Raw genomic sequence first — 22,451 nt, forward strand, 5'->3', positions numbered from 1 at the left:
ATAAAATACCGGCTTAATCGCCGGTATTTTTTTAGAGGTTACTCATGAGAATAATCATCGTCGTTCTGATGGCATGCCTGCTCAGCGGCTGCGGCAGCATCATCAGCCGCACCATTCCAGGGCAGGGCCACGGGAACCAGTATTACCCGGGCGTGAAATGGGATCTCCGTGACTCCGCATGGCGCTACCTCACCGTGCTCGATCTGCCATTCTCGCTGATTTTCGACACGCTGCTGCTGCCGATCGATGCCAGCCACGGCCCTTACGAGTAGCGTAAATTAACGCTCGTCCCACTCATCGGCTGCGGTTTGACCTTCTTCCGTATCCAGCGGTGGCTCGAGCTGAAATTCGCCCTCATCCCACTCGTGCAGGGTGTTCTCTTCCAGCCATTCCTGCCGCAGTTCGATTTCATCATAGTCACCGTCAAAGACGGCCTGTGCACCTTCACCACTTAATATCGGCAAACATTCCCCTTCTTCACCTTCATCGGCAAAGAATTCGGCCTGCCACATAATATCCCCATCCTGCAGAACGTATTTTTGGATATTAAGCTGTTGCACGTCAGCATCTTCTTCTTCAACGCCGGGATTATCGGCGAGGAACTCTTCACGAGCGGCATCAATAGCTTCTTCCAGCGTGGCGTACATGGTCATTGGTGTCTCCCTGTTTTCCAGAAGGTTTCAGGGAAAGAATAGCTGAATATAAGATTCTGCAAGTATGAATGCGAAAATAAGCTTCAGGTGTTCGTCTTATTCCGTCACGGGCCGCAGCGCGCGGGATAAACTGAACCACGAATAAATGGCATTGAACAGCACAACGCCTGCCGTCACGATAAAGACGGCGCGAAAACCGAAGCTGGCGGAAATGCCGGCCCCGAGCAGCGGTCCGGTGACGTTACCGATATCGCGAAATGACTGGTTATAGCTGAAAATACGCCCGGCAATCTGATTCGTGGAGTTGTAGACCAGCAGGGTCTGTACGGCGGGCAGCAACGCGCCGTCGGCGGCACCCAGCAAAAAACGCAGGACGCCCAGCTGCCATGGCGATTGCACCATCGACATCGGGATAAGCAGCAGCACGGAAATCACCAGCGCGCAGATCAGGATTTTTTCCGGACCGACGCGATCCCCCAGTTTTCCCAGCCTCGGGGCGCTCAACAGCGCCGCCACGCCGGGTACGGAGGCAATCAGCCCGCTGATGAACGCAATATTGCTGACGTTACCCGCCAGGTCGCGAACGTACAGCGTGAGGATAGGGGCAATCGACCCGGTAGCCACCTGGATAATCATTGTCGTCACGAACAGGCTCAGCACCAGTCTGGGATTTTTGAGCGAGGTTAGCACCTCCCTGGCGTGGAGCATCTCTTTCTTCGCAACGGGCGTGAAGTTTTCCCGAATACAGAGCAGGGTGACGATAAAGCACAGGAACAGCACGCTGGCGGTGATAAAGAACACCGGCCTCAGGCCATAGCTATCGGCCAGGAGTCCCCCGGCCAGCGGTCCCAGCAGAGCACCGCTCACGCCTCCGGTGGAGAGTGTGCCCAGCGCCCAGCCGCTCTTATGACGGGGGATTTGCGTGGCAATCAGGGCGTTCGCGTTGGGAATAAATCCCCCCAGCAAGCCCAGCAGCGCGCGCAGGATCAGGAACTGCCAGACGTTCTGCGCCACGCCCATCAGCGCCATGATAATGGCCATCCCCAGCGCCGAGCGTAGCAGCATGATTTTACGTCCCTTGCGGTCGGCAAGGCCACCCCAGAAGGGCGAGGCCATCGCGGAAAAGAGAAACGTGATGCTGAATACCAGGCCGGACCACATATTGAGCGCGCTGTGGCCCGTCACGCCCAGCTGTTCGACGTAGAGCGGCAGGAAGGGCATGACCAGGCTAAAGGCCGCGCCGGTAAGAAAACAGCCAAGCCACGCAACCGTGAGGTTACGCTTCCAGTTTATGGGGGCATCTGAGGGTGACATAACTATCCGCATAATGAGGTGCAGAGCACCTGAAGCATAAAGTAATAAGCCTGCTAATTATGCGCCTGGGTTATGATTGCCGCAATGAGGGGGAGCTTTTAAAGCTAAAACAGCATGCGGCCCTGAGGACCGCATGAGGATTAATAGCGGGACGGCGTGCCCTGTGGCCGCGTTTTAAAACGGCGGTGCAGCCACATATACTGCTCAGGCGCCAGCATGATGCACTTCTCCACAACGCTGTTCATCCAGCGCGCGGTGGTTTCCGCATCGTCAAGCGGCGGCGCGAGTTCCGGCTCCAGCATCATCAGCTCGTAGCCTGAACCATCCGGCTTACGGCGGGGGACAAAAGGCACGATGGCGGCTTTGGACATCCGCGCCAGCATCCAGGTGCCGGTCGTTGTGGCGGCCTCTTCAACGGCGAAGAAGGGAACAAAAACGCTGGCCTGTGGGCCATAGTCGTGGTCGGGGGCATACCAGACCACTTCTCCGGATTTCAGCGCGCGGATCATCCCCTTCAGATCCTTACGGTCGATCATGCTTTTATTGGAGCGCATGCGGCCGTTGGTCTGGATTAAATCGATGACCGGATTATCGTTAGGGCGATAAACCCCAATGCCGGGCGCCTGCATGCCGAACATGCGCGCCCCGATTTCCAGCGTCAGAAAATGGACGCCGATCAGCAGAACGCCCGTCTGATTTGCCTGAAGCGTATGTACAGGCTCCATGCCGGTTCCCGTCACCTCGCTCCAGCGGGCCATGCGTTTGTCCGGCCAGAACCACGCCATACCGGTCTCCATGAGCCCCATCCCGACGGATTCGAAATTCTTCGCGACCATATCGTGACGCTCTGACTCGCTCATCTGCGGAAAACACAGCTCAAGATTGCGGTACGCGATCCTGGCGCGACGCTTCATAAACAGTTGCGCGAAACGGCCCAGAAATTTACCCAACCGAAAAATAACAGGGTAGGGAAGCTGTACCAGAAGCCATAAAAAGCCGATGCCAAGCCAGGTCAACCAATAGCGGGGATGCAAAAGGGCGGCAGTAAATTTTGGTAACTGGGTCATGTCTTTCCTGTTTTCAAACGTCCTGTTTTGCTAGTGTCTCATTTTTTGAGACGTAGCCAAAATATCTGCTTTCGAAGCGTGTACGAATACAGCAATTGTTAAGCCTGATTAATCAGGGTGTGTGAAATGTAGCGTAAATTGTGTGGATGTAAATTGGTTTTGTTTGCTATATGATGCCGACCGATTTTTCATTCTCTCTAACGATTCCAGGACTGTACACCATGCCAGTGTTACACAACCGCGTGTCGAATGAGATGTTAAAGGCGCGTATGTTGGCTGAAACCGAACCGCGCACCACCATCTCATTCTATAAATACTTCACGATCGACGATCCGCAGGCGACCCGCGATGCGCTTTATCAGGCGTTCACGGCGCTGAACGTCTTCGGCCGCGTCTACCTTGCCCGTGAAGGCATCAACGCGCAGATTAGCGTTCCGGAAAGCAAAGTCAGCGCCTTCCGTGACGTACTTTATCAATTTGACCCGGCCCTTAACGGCTTGCGCCTGAACATTGCCCTGGATGATGACGGGAAATCCTTCTGGGTGCTGCGCATGAAGGTGCGTGAACGCATCGTGGCGGACGGTATCGACGATCCTGAGTTTAACGCGGCGGACGTCGGTGAATATCTGAAAGCGGCGGAAGTGAATGCGATGCTGGACGATCCGGATGCCGTATTCATTGATATGCGTAACCACTATGAGTACGAAGTGGGGCATTTCGAGAATGCGATGGAAATCCCGGCCGATACCTTCCGCGAGCAGCTGCCGAAAGCGGTTGAGATGATGCAGGAGCATAAAGATAAAAAGATCGTTATGTACTGCACCGGCGGTATCCGCTGTGAGAAAGCCAGCGCGTGGATGAAGCACAACGGCTTTAATAAAGTCTGGCACATTGAAGGCGGCATTATCGAGTACGCTCGTCGCGCCCGTGAGCAGGGGTTGCCGGTACGCTTTATCGGGAAAAACTTTGTCTTTGACGAGCGCATGGGCGAACGTATCTCGGACGACGTCATTGCCCATTGTCACCAGTGCGGCGCGCCGTGCGATACCCACACCAACTGCAAAAACGACGGGTGCCATCTGCTGTTTATTCAGTGCCCGGCGTGTGCCGAGAAGTTTAACGGCTGCTGTAGCGAGCTGTGCAGCGAAGAGAGCATCCTGCCGGAAGAAGAGCAGCGTCGCCGTCGCGCAGGACGTGAAAACGGCAACAAGATTTTTAATAAATCACGCGGCCGGCTGAATACCAAACTGGGTATCCCTGACCCGGAATGATAATAATGCCCGGCATGGCGAAAGCCTGCCGGGCAGAATCTATTATGATTTCTGCTGTACACCTTCAACGGAAATAATCAGCTCAACGTCCTGAGACGCCGGGCCTAAATCCGTTGTGATATTAAAATCTTTCAGGTGAATTTTACCCGCTGCTTCAAAACCTGCACGTTTACCGCCCCATGGATCGTCACCCTGACCCAGTAATTTAGCATCAAGCGTGACCGGTTTTGTTACGCCGTTAAGCGTCAGGTTGCCGGTAATATTCAGCTTATCGCCGTCTTTCTTCACCTCAGTTGAAGTGAAGGTCGCCTGCGGGAATTTCGCGACGTTGAGGAACTCCCCACTGCGCAGGTGTTTATCGCGCTCTGCGTGGTTCGTGTCGACGCTGTTCGTATTAATCGTCACATTGACTTTATCGGCCGCGGGATTTTTCTCGTCAAAGGTGAACGTGCCGTCAAAATCTTTAAAGGTGCCGTACAGCCAGCTATATCCCAGGTGCTGAATACGGAAATTCACGAAAGCGTGCTGGCCCTCTTTATCAATTTTATAATCCGCCGCCACGGCGGAACCGGCGGTGAATAACAGAGAACCCAGGGCGATACCCAGCAGGTGTTTTTTCATTTTATGCTCCAGAGTCAACTGACGAGCGGCCAAGCATGCGCTTTAGCGTATCGTCTTTATCAATAAAATGGTGTTTGAGGGCGGCAAGCCCGTGAAGTACGGACAGGATCACCACGCTCCAGGCAAGCCAGAGGTGAACGACCCCCGCCGTATCGGCCTGCGCCCCGGCATCGCTAAGTGTTGCCGGAACCTCGAACAGGCCAAAAACGTTAATCGGCTTACCGTCAGCCGTCGAAATGAGATAGCCGCTAATCAGGATGCCAAACAGCAGCGCATAGAGGGCAATATGCGCGGCGACTGCACTGACGCGGGTAAATTTGCTGTGGGTCTTTGGCGTGGCGGGCGGCGGGGAAATATGTCGCCAGATCACGCGGAAGACCAGCCCCAGCATCAGGAGAACGCCAATGCTTTTATGTAACTCCGGCGCCTGGTGATACCAGCCGTCATAATAGCTGAGCGTGACCATCCAGAGTCCAAGTCCAAACATACCGTAGACGGCAAGAGCAAATATCCAGTGCAAACCTATGGATATTATTCCGTAGCGCCGGGAGGAGTTACGCAATTGCATCAGAATGTCCATTTTCAAATTAACCGGAAAGTAAAAATGAACGGGAAGGCGGGATATTGCAACTGAAATAATTGTCTATTGATTTTTATTTTATTTATTTCAGCACTTTTGAACAGGATTGATAAAGGTAATTCAATGTCTTCGTGCAAGATGAAATTGGGAGTTTCAGTAAAGCTAAATAAATGTCAATTATTGTCAGTCAGGGTTTTCAATAAAATACAATGTAAACAAAATCAATAATGGCCAGCAGCGCCCACAATAAGAGATAGAGCATAAAGTGCTCGCGAATATTATTCATCAGAAAGCTAACGATCCTGCGCATAATGCCCCGTAATGCGGTGTGAGTGAAATGGGCCCCGGTACCTCCGAAGCCCGTGGTGGATTATCCGTTAAATCGCGAGAGTGAGAAGGGTGTCAGATCAAACTGCGGCGTGATGCCCTGGGCAAACTGCGCGGCAATCTCGCCCAGCACGGAAGCGAACTTAAAGCCGTGGCCGCTCAGCCCGGCGATCAGCAGGACGTTTTCATGCCCCGGCAGCGTATCAATGATAAAGTCTTCATCCGGCGTGTTGTCGTAGGTACAGGCCGCGCCATACAGCAAGCCACCGACGCCTGGAAGAATAGTGCGCAGGAACGAGAAGGCTTCTGAGCCATCCTGTGGGAAGGCGCCGAAGGGTTTACGCTCTTCAGGAGAGGAGATGACCTGGCCACCGTTGTGTTTACCGATTTTCAGCGCGTCTTTTTCGGAAGGGAAACCGTAGAACTGATCGCCATTCGGTAATTCGCCGGTGAAGGCCGGGAATGTATTCTGCGCGCTGTAGCGCCCATCCGACTGGAACCAGGAGAAAACCTTGCGCACCGGTTGGATTGGCAGTTCCGGCAGCAGGCGAGTGACCCAGGTTCCTGCGCTGACGAGCAGGCGGGACGCTGAATAGTCGCCGTCAAGAGTCGTTACCGTAACGCCATTATCGTCATGGGTGATGGCCTCCACCGGACAGTTGAACAGCTGTGCACAGCCAGCCTTCTCCGCAAGCTCGATCCAGGTTTTGATCGCCGTTTCACAATGGAGCACGCCGGAGTGGGCTTCAAAGAGGCCGATATAATCGTCAGGGACGGTAATTTCAGGCCAGCGCGCGGTAATGCCCGTCGCGTCCAGCTTCTCAACATCAAGATTATAGGCTTTCGCGCTGCGCTCGACGCCGGCGAGAAATTCAGAATGGGCAGGGCCCAGATTGATGACGCCGGTACGTTCGAAAATGCGGTCTTCAGTCTGTTTCGCCAGTTCGTCCCACAGCGTCTGGGCGCGAAGCACCAGCGGAACATAGCGCTCGCCTTCGCCATACGCATGGCGGATGAGGCGGGTATCGCCATGATGGCTGCCCTCCGCATGAGGCGGAAGATGGCTATCGATCATCAGGACCTTCAGGCCGGCCTGCGTCGCGTAATAACCGGCAGCGGAACCCACGGAGCCGCTACCAATAATGATTAAGTCGTATTTCATATGCATCTCATAAACTGATGTTTTGTTAGCAGAGTAATTAACAACGCGGGGTTAGACAAGGGAGAAATAAATAAGGCACCGCGAGGGTGCCTGTAGAGAGAAAAGTGGGCATAGGCTTAGTGCCGTTTATACTCATTTTCCTGATAGTCGCCAGATTCTATTTTTGCAATACCTGCCTCTAAAATAGAAATAAACTGACGGGCGACGTCTGTTGTTAGCCACAGCGTCTGTCCAACTTCCGCTTCTTCACGGTTGAGTTGATTCGGGGTCTGGTAGTGCAAACGCAGCATCAGTGCATCGTAGCTATCTACGGTACTGATATCCCAGCCAACCAGTGGATGGGTCTGGATCACTTCACTATTCTTTTCCATTATAACCCCCTTAATGCGTGTTAGAAGACAACGGCTCTGAGGTTCAATGCATGTTTTTCTGAAAGCATCTTCAGTATACCAAGTAATAAGGGTTCCAACGGGAAAAATAAACAGGTGGCAACACATTTTTCTGCTTTTTAGGATTGTTCGAACAATAAAACACCATCTCGTTCACGATTTTTTAAGAAGATGCCGAATTAATTTGAACTTGCAGGATTTTTAGACAAAAAAAAGCCGGGGCGACCCGGCAAAAAACACAATGAGGGAGCAGTGTTAATCTGTGATAAACCAGTCGTCTGCGCTTTCCCACGTTTCCTGCAGGATTTCGCTGATGCGATCTTTATCTTCTTTGGCAGCACCAATGACGGAGAGGTTGTTCGCCGCGGCGTAACGCACCGTTACGGCACCCGCGTTGTCGGGAAAAGTGTTGTTAATACGGCGGGATAATTCGCCTGCCAGTGCATCAAGCGCGCCGGCAGGCAGAACGGTTGTTTTGGCTATGGTGACTTCAATACGCATAAATGCCCCCTGTGTAATATACTGTTTATTTATACAGGTATATTATTAGTTTGACAACAAGGGGCATTGATTTTTTAACGTTTTACCGTCCAGTTAACGGTTTCACCCGCCAGGAAGGGGATCAGCGTGTCATCCGTCAGGGCAATGGACTCCTCAACGTGGCTCGCTTTACGCTCCAGTTCGATGAAGGTGTCATTGACCGGCAGGTCGTAGAAGCGCGGGCCGTTAAGAGAGCAGAACGCTTCGAAATGTTCCAGCGCGTTCATCTCTTCAAACACGGTTGCGTAGCTGGCAAGCGCCGTTGGGGCGTTGAAGCAGCCTGCACAGCCGCAGCTTGCCTCTTTACGATGACGGGCGTGAGGCGCGGAATCGGTGCCGAGGAACGCGCGGGAGAACCCGCTGGCGACAAGCTCACGCAGCGCCTGCTGGTGGATGTTGCGCTTGAGGATAGGCAGACAGTAGAGGTGAGGGCGCACCCCGCCCACCAGCATGTGGTTACGGTTAAACATCAGGTGCTGTGGCGTAATGGTGGCGGCAATAAGATCGTTGCCGTCACGCACGTACTCTGCCGCGTCTTTGGTGGTGATATGCTCAAAGACCACCTTCAGCGCGGGCAGGCGCTGGCGCAGAGGCTCCATCACGGTCTCGATAAAACGAGCTTCGCGGTCGAAGATGTCAATCTCGGCATGCGTCACTTCACCGTGAACCAGCAGCGGCATACCCAGTTTCTGCATGCGCTCCAGAACCGGCATGATGGCATCGATGCTGGTGACGCCGTGGCTGGAGTTAGTGGTGGCATTCGCCGGGTAGAGTTTCGCCGCCGTAAATACGCCTTCGTTAAAGCCGCGCTCCACTTCGTTCGGATCCAGTGAATCGGTCAAATAGCAGGTCATCAACGGGGTAAAATCGTGTCCCGCAGGTACGGCATCCAGGATGCGCTGGCGATAGGCCATCGCGGCTTCGACGGTGGTGACTGGTGGAACCAGGTTAGGCATGACAATCGCGCGGCCATAAATTTCGCTGGTATAAGGCACGACGGTTTTCAGCATATCGCCATCACGCAGATGAATATGCCAGTCGTCAGGGCGGCGGATTTTAAGAACCTGGGGTTGTGCAGTCATGGAAGCTCCGGCTTGTCAGGAATCAGTCATAAGGATGGCTGTTTTTGCCGGACACAAATCATAAGCGGAAACGTTTTCGTTTGCACACTTTTCCGTAAAAAAAAGGCGCCGCAGCGCCCTTCAGGTTAATCGGTGAAAGGAATGATAATTTCACCCGGCTTAACCTCTATCCCTTTTGCGTATTTTTTCGCCAGGGCTTCACCCTTGCTTTTGTCTTCACTTAAGACGTACGCGGGCTGCTGGTTAAAGTAATTCCGCAGCGACTGATTCAGATAGGGCATCAGGGTTTGCAGAACCGGCGCCATCTTGTCCGGAGACACCTTCGCGTCGACCACTTCCATCTCCTGCAGGAAAATGGCTCCTTTCTCTTTGTTGAAAACAGGGAGCGCCTTCAGCTTGAGCTTGATGTTGGCTTTCTGATTGCCAAAGAGGGAGGACATATCGAGGTCCGCATCACCGGCCAGGGTGACTTTGTTTGGCTCTTCACGTCCGATCTGGCTGGTTAGATTCGTGAGCACGATATGCGCGTCCGCCAGGCCCGGCACGCCAATGTCTTTCGAGAAATTGTTATGTTTTTCCAGCGCCTGATTAATTTCCTGTTCACTGACGGTATATTGCGTGAGCTGGTTACAGCCAACCAGCAGACCGCTGACGACGAATGCCGCGGCTAAGACAATTTTCTTCATAGTGTTCCTCAACGAAAAATCGGCGCTACTGTCCTGTTTGGCCAGTATGTCAGCGTGAATGGGTAGAAACCAGCAGAAAAAACTGAGAAGTGGGGCGGGAGCGGCTCCCGTTGGAGCGGATGAATCCCACTGGATTTGTTACCAGAAGCATTAACACGGCCTTCAGATTAATATAAAGCTTACAGCGATGCCCTGGTCCGGCTGTAAATCGCCGAGGCGTTTCCGTAAGGCCGGGGCGAGGCGCAGGGATGCGCCGAGAGGGCGTGGCCTGCAGGGATGCAGGCTCATGCCCGACCCGATAGCCTGAAGGAATAAGCTGAGGACAAAATTGCCGGGAGCAATTTTGGACAGCGCATGCGCTGGCCCTGAAAGGGTGAGCCCCAGGGATGGGGCGAGCAATCCGCGAAGCGGCGATTTACCGCCGGGAGCCCGGGTTGCCAGGGCGGTGGCGATTGAGCCGCCCTGGCACGTTCACCGGTCATGTCGTTAAAGAGTAGCAAGAAATATAAAGTGAACGGAATGACCACCACAGCCGTATGTTCCCCTCACCCTAACCCTCTCCCCAAAGGGGCGAGGGGATTGTTCCCTGCCCACATTAATCCGTGGGGATACCTCAGGAAAGGCTACGCGCCTGGCTCGAGCATGCCGCTCGCGCTGCGTTTCTGGCTGAACTGCCACCACAGGGCAAGGAGCGTCATAAAGCCCACAACGCCGAGCATCATCCACGGAAGTTCGGGCTGGTTTAACGCTTTTCCGGCATCAAACAACCAGCCGCCACCGGCGTAACCTAATGCGCCGCCAAGCGCCAGCCCCAGCCGGCTGAAACCCATATAGCTGCCGCGCGCACGCGCATCCGCAAGCGAGGCGCTCAGCGTTTCACGGGCAGGCTCGGCGATGATCGAGCCAATATAGAACGTGCAAATCAGCGTAAACAGCTGCTGGAGAGAGTTCACCAGGCCGATCGGCATCATGCTCAGCGTCATCAGGAACAGTCCGGCCATCAGGCGATGCTCCAGACGAAAACGCCGCTCGCTCCAGCGGGCAATCGGATAAAGCAGCGTTAACGACAGGCAGGCTTCGATGGCGTACATCCATTTCACCGCCGCAGGCGTCCCCGCAATGTCGTTAACCATGATCGGCAGCATCAGCATGACCTGCACGGCCAGCATGTAATAGCCCGTCAGGGTCAAAACATAGGTGACAAAACGTTTGTCGCGCAGAACGCGGCCAAGCCCTTCCCGAACCGGCGCTTTGACCGTCGACAGTTTCCAGGCGGGCAGGAACAGGCCATTAAACAGCGCGCACAGAATAAAGAGCACCGCACCGGCGGCGCAGACCAGACGGAAGTCATACTGCAGCAGCCAGCTTCCCAGCAGGGCGCCGACAACTGCCCCGGCGCTGTCCTGCATCATCAGAATCGAGAAGAAGCGGCCGCGGTGCTGCGGGCGAATCAGCTTTACCACCAGCGCGGTGCGTGGCGGATCGAACAGCGTGCCCCCGATACCGGAGAGGAAACAGGAGAACCAGAGCAGCCAGGGCTCCTGGGCGACCGCCATCGTGGCAAAACCTGCCGCGCGCAGCAGCATACCGGTCACAATCATCGGCTTAGCGCCAAAGCGGTCGGCGATGGCCCCGCCAAAGACGCCCAGACCCTGCTGGACAAACTGGCGTAGCCCAAGGGCAATGCCGACCATTAATGCCGCCCAGCCCATCTGATCGACAAAGCGGATCGAAATAAGCGGAAAAACGACAAAAAAGCCGAGCACGACCAGCATGTTATCGACGAGCAGGAAATATTTACCCAGGCTCCTGGCCTGTGATACGCGGTACATTTTCCCTCCAGGGAAAATAAGAAGGTGAGCACGCTAACATTCTGCGGTGTCGCCGCGTTTTTTCCCACCCCCGGGGGTGACAATATTTTTTTATCAAAAGGGTGCTTTGATAGAGAGTTCTCATCGAAAATAGAGAAAAGAGGGCAAAATGGTATGTCACTGTTTTCACAGACGGCGCAGGCGCAGGTATAGTAAAGCTAATGGGTAAGCAGAAGTAACGGGAAGGAGTGGTATCGATGTTTGGCTATCGCAGTAATGTGCCAAAAGTGCGTCTGACAACGGACAGGCTGGTCGTTCGTCTGGTGCATGAGCGTGATGCCTGGCGTCTGGCGGATTATTACGCCGAGAATCGCCAGTTTTTAAAACCCTGGGAACCCGTTCGCGATGAGAGCCATTGTTACCCTTCCGGCTGGCAGGCGCGCCTCAGCATGATTACGGAATTTCACAAGCAGGGCAGCGCGTTCTATTTCGCGCTGCTGGATCCTGAAGAGAAAGAGATTATCGGGATCGCCAATTTTTCAAACGTGGTGCGCGGGTCGTTTCACGCCTGCTACCTTGGCTACTCCATCGGCCAGAAATGGCAGGGGCAGGGGCTAATGTACGAGGCGTTAACGGTGGCGATCCGCTATATGCAGCGCACGCAGCATATCCATCGCATCATGGCGAACTATATGCCGCATAACCAGCGCAGCGGAAATCTGCTGGCGCGTTTAGGGTTCGAGAAAGAGGGTTACGCCAAAGACTATCTGCTGATAGACGGAGAGTGGCGCGACCACGTTCTGACGGCATTAACCACCCGGGACTGGACCGCAGGTCGTTAAGGAGAAAAGATGAAGTATCAGCTAAACGGTACAGAAGCGCGCGTGATTGGGTGCTTACTCGAAAAACAGGTCACCACGCCGGAGCAGTATCCGCTCTCTGTCAACGCCGTGACCATGGCCTGCAACCAGAAGACCAACCGCGAGCCGGTGATGAACCTCAGCGAGCATGAGGTCCAGGACGTGCTTGATGCATTGGTAAAACGCCACTATCTGCGCACCGTCAGCGGCTTCGGCAACCGCGTGACCAAATACGAACAGCGCTTCTGCAACTCTGAATTTGGCGACCTGAAGCTGAGCAGTGCGGAAGTGGCGGTCATCACCACGCTGTTGCTGCGCGGAGCGCAGACGCCGGGGGAACTGCGCACCCGCGCTTCCCGTATGCATGAGTTCAGCGATATGCAGGAGGTTGAGCAGACCCTGGAAGGGCTGGCCTCCCGTGAAGACGGCCCATACGTGGTGCGTCTGGCGCGCGAGCCGGGCAAGCGTGAAAGCCGCTATATGCATCTGTTCAGCGGCGAAGTTGATGTCGCTACCGTGGAGAGCGACGCGGGATCTTCAGCAAGTAATGACACTCTTGCCGCGCGCGTAGAGGCGCTGGAAGACGAAGTCGCCGTGCTGAAACAGCGTCTGGATGCCTTGCTGGCACATTTGGGAGACTGACGGTGAAAAAATTACGCGTAGGCGTGGTGGGACTAGGTGGTATTGCACAAAAAGCCTGGCTGCCTGTTTTAGGTGCGGCGACGGACTGGACCCTGCAAGGGGCATGGTCGCCCACGCGCGAGAAGGCCGAGCGGATCTGCGAAACCTGGCGCATGCCTTATGCTGCCTCATTGCAGGATCTGGCCCGCGAGTGTGATGCGGTTTTTGTGCATACCTCAACGGCAACCCACTATCAGGTGGTGAGCGAGCTGCTCAGTTTGGGGGTTCACGTCTGCGTGGACAAACCGCTGGCGGAAAATGTTCAGGACGCGGAACGCCTGATTGAGCTGGCGGCGCGTAAAAAACTGACGCTGATGGTCGGCTTCAACCGCCGCTTTGCGCCGCTTTATCAACAGCTGAAGGCGCAGTCGGGCACGCTCGCCTCGCTGCGGATGGATAAGCACCGTACCGACAGCATCGGGCCAAACGATTTGCGCTTCACGCTGCTGGATGACTATCTGCACGTTGTGGATACGGCGCTATGGCTCGCCAGCGGCAATGCACAGCTGCAAAGCGGCACGCTACTGACGAACGAGCAGGGTGAAATGGTCTACGCCGAACATCATTTCGCGATTGACCATCTGCAGATCACGACCAGCATGCATCGTCGTGCGGGAAGTCAGCGTGAATTCGTGCAGGCGGTCACCGACGGCGCGCTGTACGACATAACCGACATGCGTGAATGGCGGGAAGAGAAGGGCAGCGGCGTGGTGACGCTACCTGCTCCTGGCTGGCAGAGCACGCTTGAACAGCGCGGTTTTGCCGGTTGCGCCCGTCACTTCATCTCCTGCGTGCAAAATCAGACGGTTCCTGAAACGTCCGGCGAGCAGGCCATCATGGCGCAGCGCATTGTGGAAAGGCTCTGGCGCGAGGCCATGAGTGAATAACTCGCTGTAACATCTGCGGATAGTAATTCGTTGAAATCCGGTTAGACTAAGCGCCGCTTGTTGGCTTTGCCGGGTGGCGCTTACGCTTACCCGGCCTACAAATCCGTATGGTTCTGGAAATTCACGTTAATGAACTTATTAAAATCGCTGGCGGCCGTCAGCTCGATGACCATGTTTTCCCGCGTGCTGGGTTTTGCGCGCGACGCCATTGTGGCAAGGGTATTTGGTGCAGGGATGGCCACGGACGCCTTTTTCGTCGCGTTCAAGTTGCCGAACCTGCTGCGTCGTATTTTTGCGGAAGGGGCGTTCTCTCAGGCATTCGTCCCGATCCTCGCGGAATATAAAAGCAAGCAGGGCGAGGACGCAACGCGCGTCTTTGTGTCTTATGTCTCCGGCCTGCTGACGCTGGCGCTGGCGGTGGTGACGGTCCTCGGGATGCTGGCCGCGCCCTGGGTGATTATGGTGACCGCGCCCGGCTTTGCCGATACGGCCGACAAGTTTGCGCTGACCTCGCAGCTGCTGCGCATCACCTTCCCCTATATTTTGCTGATCTCGCTGGCCTCGCTGGTGGGGGCGATCCTCAACACCTGGAACCGCTTCTCTGTACCGGCGTTTGCGCCGACGTTCCTTAACGTCAGCATGATCGGCTTTGCCCTGTTTGCCGCGCCGCACTTCAACCCGCCGGTGCTGGCGCTGGCCTGGGCGGTCACCGTGGGCGGCGTGCTGCAGCTGGCGTATCAGCTGCCGCATCTGAAAAAAATCGGCATGCTGGTGTTGCCGCGCATCAACCTCAAAGATGCCGGAGCGATGCGCGTCATCAAGCAGATGGGGCCCGCCATTCTCGGCGTCTCCGTCAGCCAGATCTCGCTTATCATCAACACCATCTTTGCCTCGTTCCTGGTGTCCGGCTCGGTTTCCTGGATGTACTATGCCGACCGCCTGATGGAGTTCCCGTCCGGGGTGCTGGGCGTGGCGCTGGGGACCATCCTGCTGCCGTCGCTGTCGAAAAGTTTTGCCAGCGGCAATCATGATGAGTATTGCCGCCTGATGGACTGGGGGTTACGTCTCTGCTTCCTGCTGGCTCTGCCAAGCGCGGTGGCGCTGGGTATTCTGGCCAAACCGCTGACGGTGTCGCTCTTCCAGTACGGGAAATTCACCGCCTTTGATGCCGCCATGACCCAGCGCGCGCTGATTGCCTACTCGGTGGGACTGATGGGGTTGATCGTGGTGAAAGTGCTGGCGCCGGGCTTTTACTCGCGTCAGGACATCAAAACGCCGGTAAAAATTGCCATCGTGACGCTGATTATGACGCAGCTGATGAACCTGGCGTTTATTGGTCCGCTGAAGCATGCGGGTCTGTCATTATCGATTGGTCTGGCGGCCTGTCTGAATGCCGGGCTGCTGTATTGGCAGCTGCGCAAGCAGGATATTTTCACGCCGCAGCCGGGCTGGGGTAGTTTCCTGGTGCGTCTGATCGTTGCGGTACTGGTGATGTCTGCCGCGCTGCTCGGCATGATGTACGTGATGCCGGAGTGGTCCCTGGGCACTATGCCCTACCGTCTGATGCGACTCATGGCCGTGGTGGGCGTCGGGGTGGTGGCTTACTTTGCCACGCTGGCGGTGCTGGGCTTCAAAGTGAAAGAGTTTGCCCGCCGGACGGCATAAACGCCAAAAGGGGAGTTCACCTTATGGTGCTCCCCACTGCATGATTTGTCGCTGATGCGTCAAATCGAAATCTTTTTCACACCCGCAATACGCGCAGTCGCTGTCTGACCATCCGCACCGTACAGTCCGGTTTCTTTATGCGGTTTCAACACCTCAAGCGCCTGCTGATTACGCTCAATCTGACCTTCCAGTAGCCAGCCGTTATGCTGGTTAAGATCGCGCAGGTGCTGGGTTTTTTCGGTAATGGTCTGCCAGCGCTCAATAATATCGTCATTGGCGCTGCGCTTAGGATCCTGCTCAGCGCGTCGCTGTTGCTCCAGATAATCCAGCGTTGCCAGAAGCGAACTTTTGTCTTCAGTAATACGCTGCAGCGCGCTGCCGTTGATGTGACCGGAAGAGAGATGCTGCTGTTCAGCGTCCATTACCGTTTTCAGGTCGTTCAGGACAACCGTCATTTGATCCAGTATTTCTGACAGTCGACTCATACGGTTAGTTACTCTGTAAGAAACTCTGTGCTTCCTGAATCAGGGCGTCAGCGATTTTGCTGGTGTCCATTTTCAGCTCACCGTTACGAATAGCTGTTTTCAGCGCTTCAACACGTTCCATATTGATATCGTTGCTGCCCGGCTGCATCAGTTTTGCCTGCGCGTCGCTCAGGGTCACGCTGGTGCTGTTGGACGTTGACGGTTTTTCCAGACGCGTTTTCTGCGTCGTCGCGTCATTCGTTTCGCGAGGTTGTACAGCGCTTACCGGCTTCAGGGCTGATGTACGATCAATGCTCATAGTGTTGTCCTCATCGAGGGTTCGCGGCGTTTGCGCCTGACATCATCATTAATGGAATATTTATCGGCACGCGCCGCGAAATCTTTAAAAAGATTATAGGTTAATCAGAATATTCCCATCAGCATCGACGGTTCCGCTCACCACCTGGCCTGAGGACATTCTGACGCGGGCGTTTTGCGCTACCGCGGCATTGTTCAACGCTTTCCCTTCACTGTTGATGCTAAAGCCGTCTCCGTTGGCCACCACCATCACCTGTTGGCCCGCCTTTACCCGCCATGCCTGACGCAGCATGGAGAGCTGTATCGGCTGGCCGGGGGCGACATCACGCAGGCTGACGGCGTCCTGTGCCTGGTTTAATTCCAGCATGGTGCGTGGTGGCAGCTGATCCAGACGGCCGCGCTTTAACGTCACGCTGTTCGTCTGCAGCACGCTGCCGCGCGCAATGGGCACGGCGGCGACAACATAATTGCCCGTCGCCTGAACTGCAACCTGTAAATAGCGTTTTTCGTTGGCGCAGCGGGCCAGCACGTTCACATTCCCCCACAGCCTGGTGGTCCCCGTCACGCTGAATGACGGTTGGTCACAGCCAGGGTACAGATTCGGTGGCGTGCGCACGGTAACGGTAACGTCATCGCTAAAGCCTGCCAGCTTCTCAGCAAAGAAAGTCGTCAACCGATCCTGTAAGCCTTCAGCCTGCACCAGCGGGCTTAACAGCAAGAGAGCCGCCACCAGACCCCGTTTTAACGTTTGCATCGCAAGTTCCACCGTTTCCAGAGTTGAACGAATTCTACCTGCAGTGGTTTTGCATCAACGGAATAAATAGCGACGCATTTTGCGCTTATTCCGTCGATAGGGGAGACCGGGTGAGATTTAAGCTGTGAACTGAAATTTTGCCATCAGCGGAGGAGACATGCTCGATAAACTCGACGCCGCGTTACGTTTTCAGCAGGAAGCGCTCAATTTACGCGCCCAGCGGCAGGAGATTTTAGCCGCCAACATCGCTAACGCCGATACCCCAGGGTTTCAGGCGCGCGATATTGATTTTTCCAGTGAACTCAAAAAGGTGATGGAGCGTGGACGTGCCGAAGGAACGGGTGTTGCACTTGCCATGACATCCTCTCGCCATATTCCTGCTCAGGCGATGACTGCGCCAGCGACCGATTTACTTTACCGCATTCCCGATCAGCCCTCACTCGACGGTAACACCGTGGATATGGACCGGGAGCGTACCCAGTTTGCCGATAACAGCCTGAAATACCAGACGGGCCTGACCGTACTCGGCGGACAAATCAAAGGCATGATGAACGTCCTGCAGGGGGGGAACTGATAGATGGCCTTGTTGAATATTTTTGATATTGCCGGTTCGGCGTTAACCGCGCAGTCCAAACGCCTGAACGTGGCCGCCAGTAACCTGGCGAACGCCGACAGCGTAACCGGACCCGACGGCCAGCCTTATCGTGCCAAACAGGTTGTCTTTCAGGTCGATGCTGCGCCGGGCGCGGCGACGGGCGGCGTGAAGGTCTCTGATGTGGTAGAGAGCCAGGCGCCGGACAGGCTGGTGTATGAGCCGGGTAACCCACTTGCGGATGCCAGCGGATACGTGAAGATGCCAAACGTGGATGTGGTGGGTGAGATGGTGAACTCCATGTCGGCATCCCGTAGCTACCAGGCCAACGTCGAAGTGCTTAATACCGTGAAGAGCATGATGCTCAAAACACTCACTCTCGGCCAGTAAAGGAGACATGCATGTCCATCGCCGTAAATGTGAATGATCCTACGAACTCGGGTGTTAACAACACAAAGAGTACGACGGGTTCTAACTCCCTCACCGGGAGCAATGCCGCCGATCTTCAGGGCAGCTTTCTGACGCTGCTGGTGGCGCAGCTGAAGAACCAGGATCCCACTAACCCGATGCAGAACAACGAACTGACCACGCAGCTTGCGCAGATTAGTACCGTGAGCGGCATTGAGAAACTGAACACCACCCTCGGTTCCGTCTCTGGACAGATTAACAGCGCCCAGTCACTGCAGGCGGCAAGCCTGATTGGTCACGGGGTGATGATCCCGGGGACTACAATCCTGGCGGGCACCAGCACCACCGATGGCAACGCCACCACGACCACCACGCCGTTTGGCGTTGAGCTGCAGCAGCCAGCAGAGAAAGTTACCGCAACCATTACCGATGGCAACGGCACGGTCGTGCGCACCATTGATATCGGCGAGCTGAAGGCGGGCGTTCACACCTTTACCTGGGATGGCAGCCTGACCGACGGCACTAAAGCACCAAACGGATCCTACAAAGTGGCAATCAGCGCCAGCAACGGGACGACCCAGCTGGTAGCGCAGCCGCTGCAGTTCGCGCTGGTCCAGGGCGTGATTAAAGGAAGCGACGGCAACAAACTGGATTTGGGAACCTCTGGTTCCACCACACTCGACGAAGTTCGGCAGATTATCTAAGCCTTAACACTTATCAGGAGTAAGTCATGGCCTTTTCTCAAGCGGTCAGCGGCCTGAATGCTGCGGCCACCAACCTGGACGTCATTGGCAACAACATCGCCAACTCCGCGACCTATGGTTTTAAATCCGGTTCTGCTTCCTTTGCAGACATGTTTGCCGGTTCCAAAGTCGGCCTGGGCGTGAAAGTTGCGGGCATCACTCAGGACTTTACCGACGGCACCACCACCAACACCGGTCGTGGTCTGGACGTCGCCATCAGCCAGAACGGTTTCTTCCGTATGGTTGATTCCAACGGCTCTGTTTTCTACAGCCGTAACGGCCAGTTCAAGCTGGACGAAAACCGTACGCTGGTTAACATGCAGGGCATGCAGCTGACGGGCTACCCGGTAGCGGGTACGCCGCCAACCGTTCAGACCGGTGCGAACCCTCAGGCGATTACTATCCCGAATACCCTGATGGCGGCAAAATCGACCACCACCGCGACGCAGCAGATCAACCTGAACTCAACCGATCCTGTTCAAACCGCTCCCTTCGATGCGACTAACCCGGATACCTACAACAAAAAAGGGACCGTGACCGTATTCGACAGCCAGGGTAACGCCCATAACATGTATGTCTACTACGTTAAGACAGCCAACAATAAATGGGATCTTTACACTCAGGACGGCAGCGTTGCGGGTTCTACAGCAGCGAAAGCGGCGCAGATGAACTTTGATGCGAACGGTAACCTGGCGGGTGTCTATAACTACGACGCGGCGGGTGTACTGAGCGCAACGCCAAACGCCACGCCGGCCATTAACATCACCACGGGTTCTGTCAGCGGTGCGACGGCGGCGACCTTCTCCCTGAGCTTCCTGAACTCCATGCAGCAAAACACCGGTGCGAACAGCGTGGTGGCAACCAATCAGAACGGCTACAAGCCAGGCGATCTGGTGAGCTACCAGATCAATGACGATGGCACCGTGGTGGGAAGCTACTCTAACGAGCAGTCACAGGTTCTGGGTCAGATCGTACTGGCAAACTTTGCCAACAACGAAGGTCTGAAATCGGAAGGCGACAACGTCTGGTCTGCCTCTCAGGCCTCCGGCGTGGCGCTGCTGGGTACCGCAGGCACCGGTAACTTCGGCAAGCTGACCAACGGGGCGCTGGAAGCTTCCAACGTGGATATGAGTAAAGAACTGGTGAACATGATTGTCGCGCAGCGTAACTATCAGTCGAACGCGCAGACCATCAAAACCCAGGACCAGATCCTCAACACGCTGGTTAACCTGCGTTAAGCGGCTAACAGGAAAGCGCAATGGATCACGCAATATATACCGCGATGGGCGCGGCAAGTCAGACGCTCAATCAGCAGGCCGTTACCGCCAGCAACCTGGCAAACGCCTCTACGCCGGGCTTTCGTGCGCAGCTTAATGCGCTGCGCGCGGTGCCGGTAGAAGGGCTTTCCCTGCCGACCCGTACGCTGGTGACGGCATCAACCCCTGGCGCAGATATGACGCCAGGGCAGATGGACTACACCTCACGCCCGCTGGACGTTGCCCTGCAGCAGGACGGCTGGCTGGCGGTGCAAACGGCGGACGGCAGCGAAGGCTATACCCGTAACGGCAATATCCAGGTGAGCGCGACGGGCCAGCTGACGATTCAGGGGCATCCGGTGATGGGGGAAGCGGGTCCGCTGACCGTGCCGGAAGGCTCTGAGCTGACTATCGCCGCGGACGGCACCATTTCGGCGCTGAACCCGGGCGACCCGGCCAATACCGTTGCGCCCGTCGGGCGTCTGAAGCTGGTTAAGGCGGAAGGCAAAGAGGTGCAGCGCGGCGACGACGGCATGTTCCGTCTGACCCAGGCGGCTCAGGCGACGCGTGGTGCCACGTTACAGGCCGATCCGAGCATCCGCGTGATGTCCGGCGTTCTGGAAGGCAGCAACGTTAAGCCGGTAGCCGCCATGAGCGACATGATTGCCAGCGCCCGTCGTTTTGAAATGCAGATGAAGATCATCAGCAGCGTGGATGAAAACGCGGGCAAGGCTAACCAACTTCTGGCTATGAGTTAACAGGACTCCTTATGATCAGTTCTTTATGGATCGCGAAAACAGGCCTGGACGCCCAGCAAACCAATATGGACGTGATTGCCAACAACCTGGCAAACGTGAGCACCAATGGTTTCAAGCGTCAGCGCGCCGTTTTCGAAGATTTGCTTTATCAAACCATCCGCCAGCCGGGCGCGCAGTCTTCTGAACAGACGACGCTGCCGTCGGGTCTGCAGATCGGTACCGGCGTTCGTCCGGTGGCTACCGAGCGTCTGCACAGCCAGGGCAACCTGTCTCAGACCAACAACAGCAAAGACGTGGCAATCAAAGGCCAGGGCTTCTTCCAGGTGCAGCTGCCTGACGGTACCTCTGCCTATACCCGCGACGGCTCGTTCCAGGTCGATCAGAACGGCCAGCTGGTGACGGCGGGCGGTTTCCAGGTTCAGCCTGCGATTACCATCCCGGCGAACGCCCTGAGCATCACCATTGGACGTGACGGTGTGGTCAGCGTGACCCAGCAGGGACAGGCCGCACCGGTTCAGGTCGGGCAGCTCAACCTGACCACCTTCATGAACGATACCGGTCTGGAAAGCATTGGTGAGAACCTCTACACCGAGACGCAATCCTCCGGTACGCCCAATGAGAGCACCCCGGGCCTGAACGGCGCGGGCCTGCTGTATCAGGGCTATGTTGAAACCTCCAACGTGAACGTGGCGGAAGAGCTGGTGAATATGATCCAGGTCCAGCGCGCGTATGAAATTAACAGTAAAGCAGTGTCGACGACCGACCAGATGCTGCAGAAACTGACGCAACTCTAAGGTGTAGCCCGGTGCGGTAAACGCCGCGCCGGCTCCCTGTTTTCGAAGATGAAGGCAATGCAAAAAAACGCGGCGTTTCGTTATCCGATACTGACTGTTCTGGCTGTCACCCTCAGCGGGTGTGCTTTGATTCCGTCTAAACCATTGGTCCAGGGTGCGACGACTGCCCAGCCCGTTCCTGGCCCCGCGCCAGTGGTAAACGGCTCCATTTTCCAGACCGCGCAGCCGATTAATTACGGCTATCAGCCGCTGTTTGAAGATCGCCGCCCGCGTAACGTCGGCGATACATTGACCATTGTGCTGCAGGAAAACGTCAGCGCGAGCAAGAGCTCGTCGGCGAACGCCAGCCGCGATGGCAAAACCAATTTTGGCTTCGATACCGTGCCACGCTATCTCGAAGGGCTGTTCGGCAACGCGCGTGCTGATGTGAACGCGTCCGGCGGCAATACCTTTAACGGTAAAGGCGGCGCGAACGCCAGCAACACCTTCAGCGGCACGCTAACGGTCACGGTTGACCAGGTTCTGGTTAACGGCAACCTACACGTTGTGGGTGAAAAACAGATCGCCATCAACCAGGGCACTGAATTCATTCGCTTCTCGGGCGTGGTTAACCCTCGCACCATCAGCGGCACCAACACCGTTCCATCCACTCAGGTGGCGGATGCGCGCATTGAGTACGTCGGTAACGGCTATATCAATGAAGCGCAAAATATGGGTTGGCTGCAGCGCTTCTTCCTTAACTTATCGCCGATGTAAGCGAGGTGACCC

28 protein-coding genes are annotated in these 22,451 nt (G+C 55.7%); 13 read left to right on the forward strand and 15 right to left on the reverse strand.

Annotated features, from left to right (window positions below; genetic code table 11):
- Window positions 1-44 precede the first annotated feature (44 nt).
- Window positions 45-272, forward strand: coding sequence for a YceK/YidQ family lipoprotein (locus V1587_RS10615; protein WP_008500835.1), 228 nt, complete (start codon window positions 45-47; stop codon window positions 270-272).
- Window positions 273-278: 6 nt separating this feature from the next.
- Here V1587_RS10615 and V1587_RS10620 read toward each other — a convergent pair whose 3' ends face one another.
- The 3 genes from V1587_RS10620 to V1587_RS10630 form a co-directional block, all read right to left on the reverse strand.
- Window positions 279-653, reverse strand: coding sequence for a MysB family protein (locus V1587_RS10620; RefSeq protein WP_023311118.1), 375 nt, complete (start codon window positions 651-653; stop codon window positions 279-281).
- A gap of 96 nt (window positions 654-749) precedes the next feature.
- Window positions 750-1,967, reverse strand: coding sequence for a multidrug efflux MFS transporter MdtG (gene mdtG, locus V1587_RS10625; RefSeq protein ID WP_371899880.1), 1,218 nt, complete (start codon window positions 1,965-1,967; stop codon window positions 750-752).
- 140 nt (window positions 1,968-2,107) lie between these two features.
- Window positions 2,108-3,034, reverse strand: coding sequence for a Kdo(2)-lipid IV(A) acyltransferase (locus V1587_RS10630; protein ID WP_032658045.1), 927 nt, complete (start codon window positions 3,032-3,034; stop codon window positions 2,108-2,110).
- A 221-nt stretch (window positions 3,035-3,255) separates the two neighbouring features.
- On the opposite strand from V1587_RS10630, the gene V1587_RS10635 reads away from it, so the two are divergent.
- On the forward strand, window positions 3,256-4,305 hold the full coding sequence (locus V1587_RS10635; protein WP_371899879.1) for a rhodanese-related sulfurtransferase: 1,050 nt from the start codon (window positions 3,256-3,258) through the stop codon (window positions 4,303-4,305).
- Window positions 4,306-4,347: 42 nt separating this feature from the next.
- On the opposite strand, the gene V1587_RS10640 is transcribed toward V1587_RS10635, so the two are convergent.
- The 9 genes from V1587_RS10640 to mdtH form a co-directional block, all read right to left on the reverse strand.
- On the reverse strand, window positions 4,348-4,926 hold the full coding sequence (locus V1587_RS10640; RefSeq protein ID WP_045401851.1) for a YceI family protein: 579 nt from the start codon (window positions 4,924-4,926) through the stop codon (window positions 4,348-4,350).
- Between the two features lies 1 nt (window position 4,927).
- On the reverse strand, window positions 4,928-5,494 hold the full coding sequence (locus V1587_RS10645) for a cytochrome b (protein WP_371899878.1): 567 nt from the start codon (window positions 5,492-5,494) through the stop codon (window positions 4,928-4,930).
- Between the two features lie 208 nt (window positions 5,495-5,702).
- The gene (locus V1587_RS10650; protein ID WP_032645429.1) at window positions 5,703-5,816 is read right to left on the reverse strand and encodes a DUF2770 family protein; all 114 of its coding nucleotides are present in this window, start codon (window positions 5,814-5,816) and stop codon (window positions 5,703-5,705) included.
- A 60-nt stretch (window positions 5,817-5,876) separates the two neighbouring features.
- Complete coding sequence (solA, locus tag V1587_RS10655; RefSeq protein ID WP_371899877.1) at window positions 5,877-6,995, reverse strand: N-methyl-L-tryptophan oxidase; 1,119 nt, start codon at window positions 6,993-6,995, stop codon at window positions 5,877-5,879.
- 116 nt (window positions 6,996-7,111) lie between these two features.
- A complete protein-coding gene (gene bssS / locus V1587_RS10660; RefSeq protein ID WP_008500827.1) occupies window positions 7,112-7,366 on the reverse strand; it encodes a biofilm formation regulator BssS in 255 nt (84 codons plus the stop codon).
- A 273-nt stretch (window positions 7,367-7,639) separates the two neighbouring features.
- A complete protein-coding gene (dinI, locus tag V1587_RS10665) occupies window positions 7,640-7,885 on the reverse strand; it encodes a DNA damage-inducible protein I (RefSeq protein ID WP_008500826.1) in 246 nt (81 codons plus the stop codon).
- Between the two features lie 74 nt (window positions 7,886-7,959).
- Entirely contained in the window at window positions 7,960-9,006 is a 1,047-nt protein-coding gene (gene pyrC, locus V1587_RS10670) for a dihydroorotase (protein ID WP_371899876.1), read from the reverse strand.
- Between the two features lie 125 nt (window positions 9,007-9,131).
- Window positions 9,132-9,692: a lipoprotein gene (locus tag V1587_RS10675; RefSeq protein ID WP_371899875.1), complete on the reverse strand. Its 561-nt coding sequence runs from the start codon at window positions 9,690-9,692 to the stop codon at window positions 9,132-9,134.
- A 623-nt stretch (window positions 9,693-10,315) separates the two neighbouring features.
- Window positions 10,316-11,524, reverse strand: coding sequence for a multidrug efflux MFS transporter MdtH (gene mdtH / locus V1587_RS10680; RefSeq protein ID WP_371897765.1), 1,209 nt, complete (start codon window positions 11,522-11,524; stop codon window positions 10,316-10,318).
- A gap of 236 nt (window positions 11,525-11,760) precedes the next feature.
- On the opposite strand from mdtH, the gene rimJ reads away from it, so the two are divergent.
- From rimJ to murJ, 4 genes are all read left to right on the forward strand, one after another.
- Window positions 11,761-12,345 (forward strand): ribosomal protein S5-alanine N-acetyltransferase, encoded by a 585-nt coding sequence (gene rimJ, locus V1587_RS10685; RefSeq protein ID WP_008500822.1) that lies wholly within the window; start codon window positions 11,761-11,763, stop codon window positions 12,343-12,345.
- Between the two features lie 9 nt (window positions 12,346-12,354).
- Window positions 12,355-13,005 (forward strand): YceH family protein, encoded by a 651-nt coding sequence (locus V1587_RS10690; protein ID WP_371897764.1) that lies wholly within the window; start codon window positions 12,355-12,357, stop codon window positions 13,003-13,005.
- Window positions 13,006-13,007: 2 nt separating this feature from the next.
- The gene (locus V1587_RS10695; RefSeq protein WP_371897763.1) at window positions 13,008-13,931 is read left to right on the forward strand and encodes a Gfo/Idh/MocA family protein; all 924 of its coding nucleotides are present in this window, start codon (window positions 13,008-13,010) and stop codon (window positions 13,929-13,931) included.
- Window positions 13,932-14,060: 129 nt separating this feature from the next.
- Window positions 14,061-15,596 carry a murein biosynthesis integral membrane protein MurJ gene (gene murJ, locus V1587_RS10700; protein ID WP_023311131.1) on the forward strand — a complete coding sequence of 512 codons (1,536 nt, stop codon included), beginning with the start codon at window positions 14,061-14,063 and terminating at the stop codon, window positions 15,594-15,596.
- A gap of 59 nt (window positions 15,597-15,655) precedes the next feature.
- Here the strand turns inward: murJ and flgN are convergent, their stop codons facing one another.
- The 3 genes from flgN to flgA all read right to left on the reverse strand — a co-directional run bounded on the left by flgN (window position 15,656) and on the right by flgA (window position 17,132).
- Window positions 15,656-16,081: a flagella biosynthesis chaperone FlgN gene (flgN, locus tag V1587_RS10705; protein WP_008500818.1), complete on the reverse strand. Its 426-nt coding sequence runs from the start codon at window positions 16,079-16,081 to the stop codon at window positions 15,656-15,658.
- 4 nt (window positions 16,082-16,085) lie between these two features.
- Entirely contained in the window at window positions 16,086-16,379 is a 294-nt protein-coding gene (gene flgM, locus V1587_RS10710; RefSeq protein WP_023335261.1) for a flagellar biosynthesis anti-sigma factor FlgM, read from the reverse strand.
- Between the two features lie 93 nt (window positions 16,380-16,472).
- Window positions 16,473-17,132: a flagellar basal body P-ring formation chaperone FlgA gene (gene flgA / locus V1587_RS10715; protein WP_371897762.1), complete on the reverse strand. Its 660-nt coding sequence runs from the start codon at window positions 17,130-17,132 to the stop codon at window positions 16,473-16,475.
- Window positions 17,133-17,289: 157 nt separating this feature from the next.
- On the opposite strand from flgA, the gene flgB reads away from it, so the two are divergent.
- The 7 genes from flgB to flgH are packed head-to-tail and all read left to right on the forward strand — an operon-like array spanning window position 17,290 to window position 22,439.
- The gene (gene flgB / locus V1587_RS10720) at window positions 17,290-17,706 is read left to right on the forward strand and encodes a flagellar basal body rod protein FlgB (protein ID WP_023311135.1); all 417 of its coding nucleotides are present in this window, start codon (window positions 17,290-17,292) and stop codon (window positions 17,704-17,706) included.
- Between the two features lie 3 nt (window positions 17,707-17,709).
- The gene (gene flgC / locus V1587_RS10725; RefSeq protein WP_008500814.1) at window positions 17,710-18,114 is read left to right on the forward strand and encodes a flagellar basal body rod protein FlgC; all 405 of its coding nucleotides are present in this window, start codon (window positions 17,710-17,712) and stop codon (window positions 18,112-18,114) included.
- Between the two features lie 11 nt (window positions 18,115-18,125).
- Window positions 18,126-18,836: a flagellar hook assembly protein FlgD gene (gene flgD / locus V1587_RS10730; protein ID WP_371897761.1), complete on the forward strand. Its 711-nt coding sequence runs from the start codon at window positions 18,126-18,128 to the stop codon at window positions 18,834-18,836.
- Between the two features lie 26 nt (window positions 18,837-18,862).
- Window positions 18,863-20,113, forward strand: a complete 1,251-nt coding sequence (flgE, locus tag V1587_RS10735) for a flagellar hook protein FlgE (RefSeq protein WP_371897760.1) — start codon at window positions 18,863-18,865, stop codon at window positions 20,111-20,113.
- A 20-nt stretch (window positions 20,114-20,133) separates the two neighbouring features.
- Window positions 20,134-20,889, forward strand: a complete 756-nt coding sequence (locus V1587_RS10740; RefSeq protein WP_023311138.1) for a flagellar basal body rod protein FlgF — start codon at window positions 20,134-20,136, stop codon at window positions 20,887-20,889.
- An 11-nt stretch (window positions 20,890-20,900) separates the two neighbouring features.
- Window positions 20,901-21,683 (forward strand): flagellar basal-body rod protein FlgG, encoded by a 783-nt coding sequence (gene flgG, locus V1587_RS10745; RefSeq protein ID WP_008500810.1) that lies wholly within the window; start codon window positions 20,901-20,903, stop codon window positions 21,681-21,683.
- A gap of 57 nt (window positions 21,684-21,740) precedes the next feature.
- Window positions 21,741-22,439, forward strand: a complete 699-nt coding sequence (gene flgH, locus V1587_RS10750) for a flagellar basal body L-ring protein FlgH (RefSeq protein WP_024909015.1) — start codon at window positions 21,741-21,743, stop codon at window positions 22,437-22,439.
- Window positions 22,440-22,451: the final 12 nt, after the last annotated feature.

The organism is Enterobacter sp. ECC-249, from assembly GCF_043965265.1.
Taxonomy (GTDB): Bacteria; Pseudomonadota; Gammaproteobacteria; order Enterobacterales; family Enterobacteriaceae; genus Enterobacter; species Enterobacter quasiroggenkampii.